Here is a 15,064-nt window from a genome sequence, read left to right as displayed (position 1 = left end):
GACGCGCTACGTGGCGGGCGACGACATCACGGTGAGCGTGGTGCTGAAGGACGCGGAAAACAACGCGGTGACGGGCAGGAGCCACACGCTGAACGGCAGCGCGGTGACGGTGCCGAACGCGGTGGTGAAAGCGGGCAGCGGCTGGGAGGAAAGCGCGCCGGGCACCTACGTGCGCGCCTGGACGGCGACAACGGTGGGCGAGGATCTCACGGCCACGCTGAATCTGAGCGGCTGGAATAAAGCGTCAGAGAACACCTACAGCATTAGCGCTAATCAGATCAACGCTGTGGTAACCAGTCTGGTTATCGTTAAAGACAACGCGACAGCCGATGGCATAGAAGAAAACAGCGTCAGGCTTGGAGTAAAAGATCTTTATGATAATCCGGTCAGCGGCGCCAGCGTCGCGCTGACGGCCAGTAACGGCGCCCGTATTGCGGATAGCGTGCTGACGCTTAGCGATGGTACGGCTGAGATCGCCCTGACCAGTATCAAAGCCGGTCTTTCCAAAATAACGGCTTCGCTTAACGACAGCAGCCAGTCGGTGGAGGTGACTTTCGTCTCAGGCAAACCGGCAAGTGGCACCTCTACTGTCAGTCTGGATAAAACCAACTACATCGCAGGCACCGAAATAGAGGTCACGGTGACGCTGAAGGACGCACAGGGCAATATGGCGGGCGGCCAGGCGGCAGCGCTGGCGAATGCGGTCACTGTGCCGAACGCGGAAGCGAAGGCGGGCAGCGGCTGGACGGAAACCGGCAGCACTGGCGTCTATGTGCGCACTTACGTGGCAAAAATCTCGGGCGAGAACCTGACGGCAACGCTGAACTTACCCGACGGAACTCAGCATTCCGGCGCTTACAGCATTACCGCAGGCGCGGCGATCCAGGCAAACTCCGGTATTACGCTGGATAAAACCAGCTACACGGCGGGCGCGGATATGCAGGTCACGGTGACGCTGAAGGATGCGCAGGGCAATATGGCAAACGGCCAGGCGGCGATCCTGGGGGATGCGGTCGCAGTACCGAATGCAGAAGCGAAAGCGGGTAGCAGCTGGACGGAAAGCAACACTGCTGGCATTTACACCCGCATTTACCTGGCAAAAACGGCAGGCGAAAACCTTAAGGCGATGCTGAGGCTGGCCGACGGCAGTCAGACTTCCGGCGCATACAGCATTGTCGCAGGCGCAGCAGCGCAGGCAAACTCCGCTATCGCCGTGGACAGGGCGAACTATACGGCTGGCATGGATATCCAGGTGACGGTTACGCTAAAAGACAGCAATAACAACGCAGCTTCGGGGCAGGCTGGCGCACTGGCGGCAAGGGTGACCGTAGCCAATGCGGAAGCGAAGCCAGGCAGTAACTGGACGGAAAGCGGCAATGCTGGCGTTTATACACGCACTTATCTGGCGAAAACCACAGGCGAGAAGCTGGCGGCAACGCTGAACCTGGTTGACGGACAGCAAACCTCCAACCTCTATAACATCACCGCAGGCGCGGCAACGGCAGTCAGCTCGGCGATCGCGGTGGATAAAGCAAGCTATACGGCTGATACGGATATCCTGGTCACGGTCATGCTGAAGGATGAGCAGGGTAATCAGGCAAATGGTCAGGCAGCGATACTAACGGACGCCGTCACTGTGCCAAATGCGGAAGCCAAAGCGGGCAGCAGCTGGGCAGAAACCAGTACCCCGGGCAGCTATACCCGCACTTATCTGGCGAAAACCGCAGGTGAAAACCTGAAGGCGACGCTGAAACTGGCGGATGGCAGCCAGACCTCCAGCCTTTATAGCATTACTGCGGGCGCGGCAGTGCAAACGAACTCGGGCATAGCCGTAGACAAAGACAGCTATACGGCGGGCACGGAGATACTGGTTACCGTAGTGCTGAAGGATAGCAACGGCAATGCGGCGCCAGGGCAAAGCAGCACGCTGGCGGCGAGGGTAACGGTAGCCAATGCGGAAGCGAAAGCAGGCAGTAGCTGGACGGAATCCAGCACGCCTGGCACCTATACCCGTGCTTATGTGGCGCAGCTTGCAGGCGAGAACCTGAAGGCGATGCTTAAATTCGCCGACGGTAATCAGCTTTCCGACGCCTATAGCATTACCGCAGGCGCGGCGGCGCAGGCCAGCTCGTCCATCGCCGTAAACAGGAATAGCTATACGGCGGGCGAAGAGATGCTGATCACCGTGGTGCTGAAAGACAGCAACGGCAACAGCGTGTCGGGGCAGGATAATACGCTGGCAGACAGGGTAGAGGTTGCCAATGCAGAAGCTAAAGCCGGTAGCGGCTGGGCAGAAACCAGCGTTAAAGGCACCTATATTCGCACCTATATGGCGAAGACCGCAGGCGAAAACCTTACGGCAATCCTGACGTTATCCGACGGGCAAAAGAAATCTAATTTTTACAGCATCACCGCAGGCGAACCGGCGAAAGCCACCTCTGCTATTACCGTGGATAAAGACAGCTATGTGGCAGACAGCGAGATGCAGGTGACGGTCACGCTGAAGGATAGCAACAACAATAGCGTGTCGGGATTAAGCAACCTGCTGGCGTCGTCGGTAACTGTGGCTAATGCAGAGGTGAAGCCAGGCAGCAACTGGACGGAAAAAGGTAATTCAGGCATCTATACTCGCGCTTACGTGGCGAAAACGGCGGGAACAGGGCTGAAAGCGACCCTGGAACTCTCCGGCTGGAACGGCGAGGTCGTTTCAGGGATCTATATCATTACCGCAGACAGTGATTCGGCGAAAGTTAGCTCGGTTACGCTTAACGGCAATATCGTCAGCAAGGTGGCGAACGGCAGCAGCAGCTTTAGCTATACGGTGACGGTAATTGACAGCAATGGCAATCCGGTTGCCGGAGCAGAGGTTATACCTTCCGCCGCAGATAACATGGGCGCTGGCATGCAAGTTGTTGCCGAAAGCAAAACCAACGCCAGCGGCCAGACGACGATTACGCTGACCAGCAGCACAAAAGCGGCCTATGACATTATGGTGAGGGCGAAAGCAGGCACTTCGGCAAGCGTAAACGCGGATAAAACGGTGAGTTTTATCGCTGACAACAGCACGGCGCAGGTCAGTACGGTTGCGCTTATCGACGATGTTGTAAGCAAGGTGGCAGACGGCAACAGCAGATTCAGCTACAGGGTGACGGTGGTTGACGGCAACGGCAACCCGGTTCCTGAAGTGGAAATAGCGCCGGCCGCATCGGACAGCGATAATGTACGCGTGGCCGCCGAGGGCAAAACTGACGCCAGCGGCCAGGCAATTATTACGCTGACCAGCAGCACTAAGGCCTCTTACGACGTTCTTGTGAGCGCGAAAGCAGGCACGACACCAGCCGTGGATGCGGATAAAAAAGTGAGTTTTACCGCTGACAGCAATACGGCCCAGGTAAGCAGGGTTGCGCTTATCGGCGATGTTGTAAGCAAGGTGGCGGATGGCAGCAACAGCTTCAGCTACACGGTGATAGTGGTTGACGGCAACGGCAACGCGGTTCCGGGCATGGAGGTAACGCCAACCGCTTCTGACAGCGAAAACGTGCGCGTGGCCGCCGAAGGCAAAACCGATGCCAGCGGCCAGACAACTATTACGCTGACCAGCAGTACTAAGGCGTCGTATGACATCCTTGTAAGCGCGAAAACGGGTACAGCGGCCAGCGCCAGCGCGGATAAAAAAGTGAGCTTTACCGCCGACAACGCAACGGCGCAGGTAAGTACGGTCACGCTTATCGGCGATATCCTGAGCAAAGTAGCTAACGGTAGCAACAGCTTCAGCTATAGGGTAACGGTGGTTGACGGCAACGGCAATCCGGTTCCCGGCGTGGAAGTAATACCAGCCGCATCGGACAGCGAAAACGTGCGCGTAGCCGCCGAGGGCGAAACCGACGCCAGCGGGCAGACCACGATTGTGTTGACCAGCGGCACTAAAACGTCCTCTGACATCCTTGTAAGTGCGAAAGCAGGCACGACATCAGCCGTAGATGCGGATAAAAAAGTGAGCTTTACCGCTGACAGCAATACGGCCCAGGTAGGCACTGTCGTCCTTAACGACGACGTGCAGGAAAAAATAGCGAACGGCAGCAACAGTTTCAGCTATACGGTGACGGTGGTTGACGGCAACGGTAATCCGCTGTCGGGGATGGAGGTAACACCAGCTGTAGCGGGATACGACAGCGAATATACGCGTATTGCCATAAACGGCAAAACCAACGCCAGCGGCCAGGCGACCATCACGCTGACCAGTACGACCAGGGCATCGTATGACATGATGGTCAGCGCAACAGCCGGATCGGCGGCGAGCGTAAACGCGGATAAGGAAGTCAGCTTTATCGCCGATATCAGCACGGCAAGAGTAGGTTGGGTAACGCTTAACGACAATACGCTGAGCAAAGTAGCGAACGGCACCGACAGCTTTAGCTTCACGGCCCAGCTGGTTGATGGCAATGGCAACTGGATCATGAAGCAGTCGGGTTATACCATCAAATGGATGCAGGATAAGGGCGCGCAGGTAAACTTACCGGAAAGCAGCCAAATCGATAAGAACGGTCAAGCCATCGTTGAGATGACCAGCACCCATCTGGTCAACGATATTCAGGTCAGTGCACAGTACCTGGCCACAGCAAGCATTAACGCCGATAAAAGAGTCAGTTTTATCCGCGGAGCAGTGGCTAAAGTCGCCATCGCTATGGCCGATGGCGGCAGCGAGGCGGTAGCCAGTAAAGAGACCAACTATCCGCTGGTAATTAGCGTTGAGGATGCGTACGGGCACAAAATACCCAACCAGCAGCTTAACCTGAGCGTATCGGGCAGCGCGGGTGGCAAGCCTGGCGTTTATCCTGCCAGCGTAAATTCTGACGCCAACGGCGCTATCGCCACCAGGCCGGAAGTTGGCGACACCACGGCTGAAACCGTCACCGTGACCGCTGTCGTGAAAGGCACTGATGTCAAAGGCGTACTGGATATCCTCTTTAAGGCCGGAGCGGTGTCCACCGACAGATCCACCATTAAAGCCAGTCCGGCCAGTATCAAGGCTGATAATCAGTCTACTTCAACCCTCATCTTTGTCCCACGGGATGAGTTCGGTAACATCATCACCGATCTCAATACCTCAGCTATCGCTTCGGCGATAACGGGAATGAGCGCTACGGCGATAAAACTCAGCGGCTGGTCATATAGTAATAATCAGTACACAGCTATGGCTACGGCGGGAACATCAACAGGCAGCCTGCTGGTTATTCCGGTGGTGAACGGTGTGGATGCTATTTCGCGGAAAGCCGAAAATATACTGGCCTTAACCGCGGGCGATATAGATATTTCGCAGTCGTCTATAAAAGCTTTTCCGGCCAGTATCGCCGCTAATGGCAAGCAAACAAGCCTGCTACAATTTACACCTAAGGATAAGTACGGCAACCTTATCGATTATCTGACTGTTGACTCGCTTTCCCAGGTTATTACCGGAACCGCCACGGATCTAACAGTCGGCGTCTGGAGCTATAACAAAGTGAGCGGCTACTACCAGGCAATTTTAACGGCAGGTACGACGGCGGGCACCGCCAATATTATGCCAACGATTAACGGTGCCGATGCGGCAGCTATAGGAGTAACCGACACGTTATCGCTGGTAAATAACTCAAGCGTGAGCCGTATAGAAATTGACTCTGCCACTACAGATTTGGCGGTGGCAGACGGCAAGCAGGTAAACTATGTTCGCTTCAATTTTTACGGCAAGGATGGAAACAGGTTGACGGGCGTCAGGTTTACCATCACGCCAGGCAATGCGGAAATGGCGATTAATAACAATTTCGCGCCAATTAGCGGCACCACTAATCAGGATGGCCAGGGCGCTGTTAATATTGCTTCCACATTAAGCGGGAACAATGATTTTATTATCGAAGCCGATGGTTTTGGTGAGCGCTTCAATACTACCTTTAGCACCTACGTCTCGCCAGGCTTGTCAGGCATCACTTTCGATAAAAGGAATCTGTTAAATAACGGCACGGATAAGATGACGGTCACTTTCCGGCCGGTGGATGCGCTGGGCCGCCTGGTTGAAGGGTTAAAGATCGGTTTTTCTTCCACCGATACGGCGGCGACATTAACCACCTCCGGCTATAAAACCGTGGTCAGTTCAAAAAGCACCACCTCGACCTACTTTTTAACAGTCAAAATGGAGAATTACAGCCTGTGGCAACCGGATATGGAAGAATACTATTTAATACCGCCAAATGGCATCCGGCTGGGCGTATTATCGATAGCGCCCATCCTTTGCGGCGGTCTGACCTATCACTCGGGCTATGTCTGTACGCCTACCGCCGCTAATAACGAGAAGTATATCGCTTCCGGGCTCGGTTTTTATATTAAGCTGAAGGAGAAAAGCGAGAACTGGGACGGAAAAATCAGGCTCACTTCCGATACGGTAAATGGCGCAGTTTACTTATATAGCCTTGATGGTAAAAGTAAACAGAACTGCTCTGTGCCCATTAGTGAAAGTCAGTCATGGATGAACGACTATGGTAAAACTATTGGCGGCGTGGCCAATACGCTTGAGTTTGACTTTGCCGCTAAAGGTATAGCGAATACCGTTGGCGATATCGGCTTTATTGAGCCGCCGGGCAGCGGCGGCGGCATCGGCCACTGTTCAATAGACGATGCGATGAAGGTTAACGTTACCCTACAAGGTTCGGGTAATGTCGAGTTTACAGCTACGACAACCTCGCCAGCTTCTACAAATTATTTTAATGTACCTGTTGGCAATAAGCGTATCGACTCGGGCATCCTGCAATCTCATGATGTAAATATCTACAGCAACTGATCTCCGCTATATCGGGCCTGACTCTTTTACAGAGTCAGGCCTGTTTTACCACCAAATTCAGCAGCTCACTATCTCCACGTAGCCGGCGCAGCCATTGATAATTTTCTCATCATTGGTGATAAAACTTATCGCCTCTGCTTTTGCCTGCGCCACCAGTAGCCGATCGAAAGGATCTTTATGCATGGCGGGTAGATTCGCAAGGTCACAGGCATGCCTGGCGTAAAGGGGGAGTTCAAGATAGCCCGCCTCCTGTAGCCCTTTCGCCAGCGCCCGCGCATCAATATTAAAATCTGGCTTGTTGAGCGCCGTTTTGATGCTTATTTCTTGCAGGCTGGCGGGAGAGAAAAAGAAGCGATTATTGTCGTTGATCAGTATATCGATAACCCGCTTGCTGAGTTTCTCCGGCTGGCCCGCTGCCCAGATCAGGATATGCGTATCCAGCAGGTACGAAGCCGAAGGGATAGCGGAAAGAGCTTCCTTGCGTACCGGCATAATTATTCTCCATAAAAAAGATCGGCGATCTCATCGCTGCTCAGCTGGTTAAAATTATCTGGCGCAGTGATTTTCCCCTGCATAAAGCCAATGCGGGGCGTTTTTTCCTGGGCGGTTAGCGGCACTATTTTCGCCATCGGTTTACTGTTACGGGTAATCAGATAAGCCTCGCCCGTTTCCGCCACCTGGGTAATAACTTTGGAAAAGTGAGTTTTCGCTTCGTACAGATTCATTTTCTGCATGACTCCTCCGGAAAGTTGGTCAGGATGCAAACATGATGTTGAAAAAATAATCTACGCCTGTGCCTGGCATTGGTCAAAATAAAAGCAGCAGCAAACGAGATCCTGTCCAGCTTTCCTTGTGTTGAGTCACTATGATTACGCTGCATCCGCCAGCGCGTAAAGCGCGGCGATCGAATCCTGCGGCACGTCTCCAGAATTTAACGTTTTGATTAGCATTGGCGCGCCATCGCTCGTCATAGTCAGAAAGCAGCCATCGTAGCGATCGGGGGTAAGAAAGCGGCGGCTCAGTGCCTCACGCAGTCGGAACCGGGAAAATCTGCCGGGAAGCAGCTGTAATACCGGCGAAGGGTAGGGTAGAAACCGAAGCTCGTAATCAGCAGCATCCTGCCAGCGGCACGCCTCGTTACGCTGCCAGGCAGCCAAAAAGGCCGCTATAGTATCAACATGTCTCACTGGCTGGATGCGATATTAGCGAAATTTGTTCGGATCATATCGGTTTCATCGATTCCGGGCTTTTATCAGACAGTTTGGCATTGTTGACGTTTGCATAGAGCAGGTTTACCTCTTTCAGGTTTGCATTTATAAGAATGGCATCGGTTAAATTAGCACCAGTTAAATTTGCGCCGAGGAGATTTGCGTTGGTGAGGTTTGCATCAGTCAGATTTACGCCGTTCATTTCCACGTCTGTCAGATCGGCCTTGATTAAATTTGTCTGGTTCAGATTTGCCCCACACAGGGTTGACCTGGCCAGGTCAGCCTTCTCCAGGTTTGCCTCCGCCAGATTTGCCTTGTTCAGATTTGCGTCCTGAAGTTGTGCGCTGAGCAGCTTTGTATTCGTCAATATTGTTTTAACCAGAACCGACCTGTTAAGCGTTACTCTGGACAGATCTGCATGATTAAAATTAGCGTTTATCAGGCTTGAGCCACTCAGGTTGGCACTGGGCAAATACGCATTAGAAAAATTTGCGTTAAACATATTAACGCAGCTCAGGTCGGCACCGGAGAGATTAGCAGAAGAAAGACTGGCATTGAGCAGCGTCGCCCCTTTTAGATCGGCATTAGTCAAATTAGCGCCGGAAAGATCGGCATTGAGCAAATTTGCGCCCTGCAGGTTGGCATTACTGAGGTTAGCGTTGGCGAGAATGGCAGTAGAAAAATCTATATCTGACAGATTTGCGTCCGCCAGATCAGCATTGGTCAGATTAGCGTTGGCCAGACAGATTTTTCCGGTGTCGGTAAAGCTCAAAGAGTGACAGGAGAGTTTAAGATATCTTTCCAGGGTGACCAGACGGCATAAATTAATAAAAAAATTCGCATCAATATTACGCTGTTCCGTTATACCGTCTTTGGTCATAGTGACAGTAAATGCATTCGCCTCTTCACCGGCATACTGAAACGACAGGTTATAGCCATAAATATCATCTAAAAATAATCTTATACCCATCATTACTGCTTCTTTATCAGTGTTTTCAAGGGCGGCAGTGAGTTTCTCAGCTATCAGAAAACGTTTCTCATCATCTACTTCTTTATGTTTATCAATCGAGAAAAAATTAATTATTTTTTTTGGTGTTGTGCTTTCTGTAGGGTTTTTTATATTTTCTCTTATCCCATTTGCGAACGGTAGTGGCGGTTTTCTTTCTGGTGTGTAATTGGCTTTCATTTTGATATCCCTGTATTAATTATAATTGGTCAGGCATGGATGTTGCTGTGGTTAATTTGGTTTTTTGCTTCCGTTAATGGTCATTCACTGACAGGGACTATAGCAAAAAATTTTCAGTGAACGACCGTAATTCATATTAATTAAGCTTGCGCTTTGTTATTAACAGCATGACAGAGCTCACTGGTTGACCGACGCCTGTGAATAATCAAACGGGCCGTTGCGCATATCCGGCTGCCACCAGATTGTTATTGCCCGTTCGTCCGAAATCGGGCGGCATGAGATATCATTGCAGCCCGCGAATTTTGGCTTTGCGCAGGCGGTCAGCAGCATCGCCAGCAGCAGAATAAATAGCGGCTTTTTCATTATTACTCCTTTAGCGAGACAGCAGGCGAGAAGAGGATGCGCCGCTGCTGGTTAGCGGCACCGGTGCCGACTGCAACAGCGAGATGCGGCCCGGTCTGGCTGGCGCTTTAGTATCATAAGCGACGTATACCTCAGTCGATTCGCCCGGCTGTAGTCGGGTATGCGGCCAGGCGGCTACGGCCAGCGTGCGATCGCCACGACAGAAAGATTCATCAAAGCGAGCCTCTTTACCGCTGGTGTTGGTGATCACGCCGACCGAAATTTGCATATCACCATTGCCGTACCACTGCTGGCGAGCACTGGCGCGGAAGGTCAGCGGCACCGAACAGAGCGAGCCAAGCGGCAGGCCCGACTGGCTTGTCTGCAACCCGCCTGGCTGGCGGCTTTCGGCCAAATCCTGCATCGCATTCTCGATCGTGCGTTTCATATCGCCAAACTGGTGGCGGCGGTTAATATCCCGCAACGTATCGTTGACCTGCGCACTATTTTGCGCGTCAACGTAGCGGGAAGGATCGACCTGGTCGCCAATCAGATGCGGCGTGATGATAAATAGCCGCTCGCGCTGTGAAGTAGTGTGGTTGTTAGAGGTAAAGAGCTTACCCAGCAGCGGGATTTTGCCCAGGATTGGTACGCGCTCCTCATCGTCACCGCTCTGCTTGGTGTGAAAACCGCCCATCACCAGCGAGCGTTTTTCCTGCACCAGCGCCTGGGTGCTGATAACGCCATTTTCCGTGCCCTGCGCGCTGCCGTCCTCGTTTTTATCCAGCTTGCCGTCTTCTACGTCCACCACCAGCTGCACGGCGGCCTTGTCCGGGTTATCGCCAATAGAGCGCGGCGTTACGCGCAGGCTGGTGCCCGCCGTGACTTCCCTGATATCCGCTACTCGTTCGCCGATAGCGGTGATAAAGGCGGTATTGCTGAAGTCGATTACCGCAGGCTGGTTTTCCAGCGTCAGCACCGAAGGATTGGCAATAATGGAAGCGGTGCCTTCGCCTTCCAGCGCCTGGATATCGGCAAAAAAGCGGTTGAAATCGGTAACGAAAAGCGTGCTGGCGCCGTTCAGCATTGAAGCGCCAGCAGTGACGTTGCCAAACTGACCTGACCAGTTAGTGGAAAGCCGCGCCAGCTCGTTACGATCGATATCGACGATAACCGCGTCGATTTCAATCAGCTTCTGCGGCACGTCGATCATCCTGACCAGCTCCTGATACTCCGCGCGCAGCTTTTTATTGTCGCGTACCAGCAGCGTGTTATTGCGTACGTCGGCAGAGACTTTGCCCTGTAGCGTTTTGCCGGATGGCTGCTCGTTGCTGCGTCCCAGCCGGGTATTGCGGCCAATCATCTGCTCCATAATACTGCGGCTTTCGCTCTGCATTGCCTGATAAGGGCTGTCGCTGCCGCCGCGCCCGTTTTGCGTGGTAGTAGTGCCGTTCGCGGAACCATTGCTGTTTTGCCCCAGCAGTTCGTTAAGCATGGTAGCCACGCCGGGTACTACCAGCGTCTGGTTGCGATATTTGATAGTACGATCCGCAACGTCGGCATATTTCAGCGGAAATGCCATCATCTGTTTGTCTTCGCTGGTTTCCGGCTCCGACTTTTTGCTGAACTCCGCAATCAGCTCGACATACTTCGGTGGCCCGGTAACCAGCACCACGCCGTCATCCGGTAACTCGCCCCAGCCGAAACGCGATTCCAGCAGGCCAACGCCCTGTAACGCCTGTTTAAGGTCGGGCGCGGCGTCCGGGCTGATCTTCAGGCGGCGAGAAGTCTGCTGCGACTGCGGACTGACGTAGAGCGTGTTGTTATAGACGAACCACTGGAAGCGATACTCCAGCGCCAGCCGGTTCAAAAAAGCTTCCGCATTGTCGGAACGCAGCCGGGCAGTGACAAAAGTATCGGGCAGGCCAGCGACATTGACATCCACACCGTGACTCCCGGCGAAATCCTGCAGGATTACGCTGAGCGGCGTATTGTCGGCAGAATAGGCGTAGGCGCCATCGCGCCACTCTTCCGGCGTGCTGGCATAACTGTGTGAGATGGAAAGCCCAATCGCCAGCGCGAGTAGCAGGGGGCGAAAGGGTAAAAAAGCAGACGGCGTAGGCACGCTTCTCTCCTTGTTACAGGCTCGTTGGCCGCATTAACGAAAGCAGGGTCTCCTGCCAGATTTCGCACTGGTTGCAGAGACTTTCCAGCAGGGCGACGGCTTCATCGAGCCGGTCGCTGGTCAGCCGCAGCAGCAGACAAAGCGTCTCACGCTGCGGATTAAGGCAAAGGGCGGCGGTTTGCTCGCCATAGTGCAGCAGCGCCGGGCCGGTCAGCTTCAGCGCCTGGCGCATCAGCCGCTCGTCCGCTACTGCGGGCAGCTGTAGCTCAGCGAAAAAAAACCAGCCGCCGGGCAGCCGCTGTAGCCGGATGGGCATCTCATCGATCCACAGCGCCAGCTCGCCGCTGGCGCTATTCAGACAGGTTTCGATTAGATCGGCGACGTCAGTTGATGGCATCTATTATCGCCTTGCGAATGCCGTGTTTGTACTGGGTATATTGCGAGCTGGCCCAGTTGGCATTGGAAAGGTCGAGCATTTCATTTTGAAAGGCGTACATATCACTAACGTTAAACGGCTGGTCCTGACTGTTCTGCGCGAACTGATACATATCTTTCTGGGCGTGCACTACCTGACTGGTCAGGCGGCGCTGGATCGCATCGTCATTGCTCATGGTTGCACTCTCCGGTATAGGGTTACCGTTAAGTGGCTGAGAAGACGGGCAGGTTCCGGGGCAACAAAAAAATAGTTGGCCGGGCTAGGAGGGGATTAGCGCCGCCTCAACCTGAACCCAGCTCAGGCTCAGCTCGCCGTTGTCGGTAGCAAGCCGCAGCGTATCGCTCGGCAGCGAGCTGTCGGCGACAAGCTGCCACTCCAGCGGCCGCTGCTCCAGCCAGCTTTCGGCTTGCGCCAGCCTGGCGGGCGCGCAGCTTAGCGTGGCGTTGGTCTGGCGGCCCTGCGCCTGCTGTAGCTGCCGCAGCATCGCCTCCAGCCGCGCCTCTTCGGGCAACTCTGCCAGCAGCTGGCCCATAGCCTGTTGCAGCAGCGCCTCGGCGCGCGGGATTAGCGCTTCCTGCCACTTTTGCTGCTGTTCCTGCCAGTCGGCGAACAACTCTTCTGCCCGAGCGACGAAAGCCTGTTGCTGTGCGGCTACGGCTTCATCCGCACGCGCCTGAGCGGCGGCCAGCAGCGCTTCGGCCTCTTCTTCTGCCTGCGCCAGCCGCGCCTGAGCCTGCTGTTCCGCCATTTGCAGCAAACTCAGCGCCTGCTGGTGGGCTACAAGCTGGTCGCTGGTCAGCAGCGGCCCGACGGGCGGAGTCAGTACCGCCAGTTTTTTAACTGTCAACATGGGGTTCGGCTCCTGATTGGCGACACTGCCAGAGGGCCGCATCGTAAAGCGCGGCCAGTCGGGAGACGGGCAGTACCAGCGCGGGATACTCTTCCAGCTGTTTCACCCATTCATACGGGAAGCGCAGGCGCAGGCGCGGCCAGCTTTCCGGATGCAGGGTACGCAGCAGCAGCAGGCCGCCGACGGGCCAGGGCTGAAAACAGGCGGCGTCAAGCCAGGCGCCGCAGCGCAGCGCTTTGTTCAGGCGTCGGCACCAGACTAAATCGCCGCCGTTCAGCTCTGGCGGCGCCATTTGCGGGGCGCAGATGGCGGCAAGTAAAGCCAGCAGACGGTGCCAGCGATCCTCGTCCAGCTCGATCAGCTGCAGCAGACGCTCGTGCGGCTCCGGTGGCAGAGCAGGGGCGATGCCGAAGCTGGCGGCGATAGCCTGCGGCTGCTGCCAGGCCAGACTTTGCCGCTGCGGCAAAGGCAGGGCGAAAAAGCCGGACGGCCAGCTTGCATCCGCCTGTTGCCACCAGCCCTGCTGCCACCAGTGCAGCCAGGCGGCGACAGACTCCTGCTGTGCGTTCATCGCTTATTTTCCCGTTGCCGCCGCGACGTTAGCCGCTTTTTCTTTTTTCCTGCCGGGCTTAAACAGCAGCAGGGCGAAAGCGATCAGCAAGACGATAGCAAACAGCGCGAAGACCCATTTCACCGTGGAATAGCCATCCGGCGAAAGCTGGAACGGCCCCATTTGCACGACTTCAACCTTGTCTTCATAGGTTTGCGCAGGCACAAAAACGATCGCCAAATCTTTATCGCTCTTGCCAGCCAGGCCCGGAATGCTGGTGGAAACCATCTGGCGGATGCGCGGCTCAATGCTGTCCGGGTCGAGGCTGTTATGATATTTAATAAACACCGAGGCGGAGGCGGGCTGCACCGGCTCGCCGGGCGCCAGTCTTTCCGGCAGCACGACATGCACGCGCGCGACCACCACGCCGTCGATTTGCGCCAGCGTTGATTCCACTTCCTGAGAAAGCGCATAGATATAGCGGGCGCGCTCCTCCATTGGGCTGGAGATCACGCCGCTTTTCTGGAAGACTTCGCCAAGGTTGGTGCGCGCTTTGCGCGGCAGTCCGGCAGAATCAAGGATTTTCACGCTGCGTTCGATATTTTCCGCATCGACCGAAACTGAGATCCCGGCTTTTTCAATCAGCTTCTGCGCGGCGATCTGATGCTGATTCAGTTCGGCGATGATATCGTTGGCGTCGTTCTCCGCCAGCCCGCTATAAAGCACGGTTTTATCGCCGCAGCCGACGAGAAAAAGCGCCAGCGCGCTTATCATTAGCCATCTCAGCATAGGTTTCATAGGCGCTTACTGTAGGTTGGTCAGTTTATCAATGCTCTGGACGCCTTTGGCGACTATTTTCGCATTCATTAAATTTTCAATATAATAATTAGATAAAGCGGCATTGGCCTGGCTAAATTCTAATAAATTAGAAGAGCGTGAAGCTTTCTGTAAATCCTGATAGGCTTCTTTTCGCTGATGTTCATTATTTTGCAATGAACTGGCAATGCCGGAAAGAAAATGGGTCACTTCGGCGGGCGCGGAAACTTTTTCAACCTGAGGTTCTTTTAGCTGGGCGGAAAAAAAATCGACGTCGCTTTGCTGCGGCTCTGCCGTGCTTTTTATTTGCGGAAGCTGGGTTAAATCTGCCGGGGAAGAATTTATTTTCATAGGGATCTCGCGCGCAAGAGCAAAAAAACGGCGCGGGTAGCTGTAGCCCGCGCCAGCAGTACTAGTACTGGATTTTTACCTGAGCGGCGGCGGAACCGGCCTTACTGGCGCTGTCTGCGATGCCGTTCATTTTGTTGTTCTGCGCGTCAAGCTTGGCTTTATCCACCATATCCTGCTGCATCTGGCCCTGGACTTCCTGCATCTGCGACATAAAGCTGGCGCCGTCAGTTGCGCTTTCTACTTTTGTTGCCGCTGCAGCTGTGTTCGCAATACCGCTGGATACTGTAGACATAATGTGACTCCCGATTAAATTAAAGTTTGATGGTCAGCATAATCGTTTATTAAGTGGGTGCGGCGCAAAAAGAGTTCCAAAGAAATTTATTTTATTT

At 54.3% G+C, this 15,064-nt stretch carries 14 protein-coding genes; 1 reads left to right on the top strand and 13 read right to left on the bottom strand.

Annotated elements, in window-relative coordinates; all coding sequences use genetic code 11:
• The first annotated feature begins 10 nt into the window (after nt 1–10).
• Nucleotides 11–6,811, top strand: coding sequence for an Ig-like domain-containing protein (locus ACETPC_RS21215; protein ID WP_380184452.1), 6,801 nt, complete (start codon nt 11–13; stop codon nt 6,809–6,811).
• A gap of 57 nt (nt 6,812–6,868) precedes the next feature.
• Here ACETPC_RS21215 and ACETPC_RS21210 read toward each other — a convergent pair whose 3' ends face one another.
• The 13 genes from ACETPC_RS21210 to ACETPC_RS21150 form a co-directional block, all read right to left on the bottom strand.
• Complete coding sequence (locus tag ACETPC_RS21210) at nt 6,869–7,303, bottom strand: type II toxin-antitoxin system VapC family toxin (protein ID WP_380184451.1); 435 nt, start codon at nt 7,301–7,303, stop codon at nt 6,869–6,871.
• Between the two features lie 2 nt (nt 7,304–7,305).
• A complete protein-coding gene (locus tag ACETPC_RS21205) occupies nt 7,306–7,545 on the bottom strand; it encodes a type II toxin-antitoxin system Phd/YefM family antitoxin (RefSeq protein ID WP_380184450.1) in 240 nt (79 codons plus the stop codon).
• A gap of 135 nt (nt 7,546–7,680) precedes the next feature.
• A complete protein-coding gene (locus tag ACETPC_RS21200) occupies nt 7,681–7,998 on the bottom strand; it encodes a hypothetical protein (protein WP_380184449.1) in 318 nt (105 codons plus the stop codon).
• Nucleotides 7,999–8,032: 34 nt separating this feature from the next.
• Nucleotides 8,033–9,205: a pentapeptide repeat-containing protein gene (locus ACETPC_RS21195; RefSeq protein WP_380184448.1), complete on the bottom strand. Its 1,173-nt coding sequence runs from the start codon at nt 9,203–9,205 to the stop codon at nt 8,033–8,035.
• A 177-nt stretch (nt 9,206–9,382) separates the two neighbouring features.
• Nucleotides 9,383–9,568: an HrpT family type III secretion system protein gene (gene hrpT, locus ACETPC_RS21190; protein WP_380184447.1), complete on the bottom strand. Its 186-nt coding sequence runs from the start codon at nt 9,566–9,568 to the stop codon at nt 9,383–9,385.
• A gap of 10 nt (nt 9,569–9,578) precedes the next feature.
• Nucleotides 9,579–11,672, bottom strand: coding sequence for a type III secretion system outer membrane ring subunit SctC (gene sctC, locus ACETPC_RS21185; RefSeq protein WP_380184446.1), 2,094 nt, complete (start codon nt 11,670–11,672; stop codon nt 9,579–9,581).
• Between the two features lie 13 nt (nt 11,673–11,685).
• The gene (locus ACETPC_RS21180; RefSeq protein WP_380184445.1) at nt 11,686–12,069 is read right to left on the bottom strand and encodes a type III secretion system chaperone; all 384 of its coding nucleotides are present in this window, start codon (nt 12,067–12,069) and stop codon (nt 11,686–11,688) included.
• Nucleotides 12,056–12,283 carry an HrpF protein gene (locus ACETPC_RS21175; protein ID WP_380184444.1) on the bottom strand — a complete coding sequence of 76 codons (228 nt, stop codon included), beginning with the start codon at nt 12,281–12,283 and terminating at the stop codon, nt 12,056–12,058. The genes ACETPC_RS21180 and ACETPC_RS21175 overlap by 14 nt, the downstream gene beginning before the upstream one ends.
• A gap of 84 nt (nt 12,284–12,367) precedes the next feature.
• Nucleotides 12,368–12,958, bottom strand: coding sequence for a type III secretion system stator protein SctL (sctL, locus tag ACETPC_RS21170; RefSeq protein ID WP_380184443.1), 591 nt, complete (start codon nt 12,956–12,958; stop codon nt 12,368–12,370).
• Nucleotides 12,945–13,529, bottom strand: a complete 585-nt coding sequence (locus ACETPC_RS21165) for a type III secretion protein HrpD (protein ID WP_380184442.1) — start codon at nt 13,527–13,529, stop codon at nt 12,945–12,947. Before ACETPC_RS21165 ends, sctL begins: the two co-directional genes overlap by 14 nt.
• 3 nt (nt 13,530–13,532) lie before the next feature.
• Nucleotides 13,533–14,306, bottom strand: coding sequence for a type III secretion system inner membrane ring lipoprotein SctJ (gene sctJ, locus ACETPC_RS21160; RefSeq protein ID WP_380184441.1), 774 nt, complete (start codon nt 14,304–14,306; stop codon nt 13,533–13,535).
• A gap of 6 nt (nt 14,307–14,312) precedes the next feature.
• Nucleotides 14,313–14,675 carry an EscI/YscI/HrpB family type III secretion system inner rod protein gene (locus ACETPC_RS21155; RefSeq protein ID WP_380184440.1) on the bottom strand — a complete coding sequence of 121 codons (363 nt, stop codon included), beginning with the start codon at nt 14,673–14,675 and terminating at the stop codon, nt 14,313–14,315.
• A 61-nt stretch (nt 14,676–14,736) separates the two neighbouring features.
• Nucleotides 14,737–14,967, bottom strand: a complete 231-nt coding sequence (locus ACETPC_RS21150) for a hypothetical protein (protein WP_336143850.1) — start codon at nt 14,965–14,967, stop codon at nt 14,737–14,739.
• Nucleotides 14,968–15,064 lie beyond the last annotated feature (97 nt).

The sequence above is a fragment of the Pantoea sp. sgz302252 genome (genome assembly GCF_042610525.1).
GTDB lineage: Bacteria > Pseudomonadota > Gammaproteobacteria > Enterobacterales > Enterobacteriaceae > Erwinia.
Note: the sequence above shows the minus strand (reverse complement) of the source record. Positions and strands in the feature narration are given on the sequence as shown.

Coding starts and splice junctions, on each gene's coding strand:
- ACETPC_RS21205 (WP_380184450.1), bottom strand. CDS start 7,545: ATGCAGAAAATGAATCTGTACGAAGCGAAAACTCACTTTTCCAAAGTT.
- ACETPC_RS21210 (WP_380184451.1), bottom strand. CDS start 7,303: ATGCCGGTACGCAAGGAAGCTCTTTCCGCTATCCCTTCGGCTTCGTAC.
- sctJ (WP_380184441.1), bottom strand. CDS start 14,306: ATGAAACCTATGCTGAGATGGCTAATGATAAGCGCGCTGGCGCTTTTT.
- ACETPC_RS21180 (WP_380184445.1), bottom strand. CDS start 12,069: ATGCCATCAACTGACGTCGCCGATCTAATCGAAACCTGTCTGAATAGC.
- ACETPC_RS21175 (WP_380184444.1), bottom strand. CDS start 12,283: ATGAGCAATGACGATGCGATCCAGCGCCGCCTGACCAGTCAGGTAGTG.
- sctL (WP_380184443.1), bottom strand. CDS start 12,958: ATGTTGACAGTTAAAAAACTGGCGGTACTGACTCCGCCCGTCGGGCCG.
- hrpT (WP_380184447.1), bottom strand. CDS start 9,568: ATGAAAAAGCCGCTATTTATTCTGCTGCTGGCGATGCTGCTGACCGCC.
- ACETPC_RS21165 (WP_380184442.1), bottom strand. CDS start 13,529: ATGAACGCACAGCAGGAGTCTGTCGCCGCCTGGCTGCACTGGTGGCAG.
- ACETPC_RS21150 (WP_336143850.1), bottom strand. CDS start 14,967: ATGTCTACAGTATCCAGCGGTATTGCGAACACAGCTGCAGCGGCAACA.
- ACETPC_RS21195 (WP_380184448.1), bottom strand. CDS start 9,205: ATGAAAGCCAATTACACACCAGAAAGAAAACCGCCACTACCGTTCGCA.
- ACETPC_RS21155 (WP_380184440.1), bottom strand. CDS start 14,675: ATGAAAATAAATTCTTCCCCGGCAGATTTAACCCAGCTTCCGCAAATA.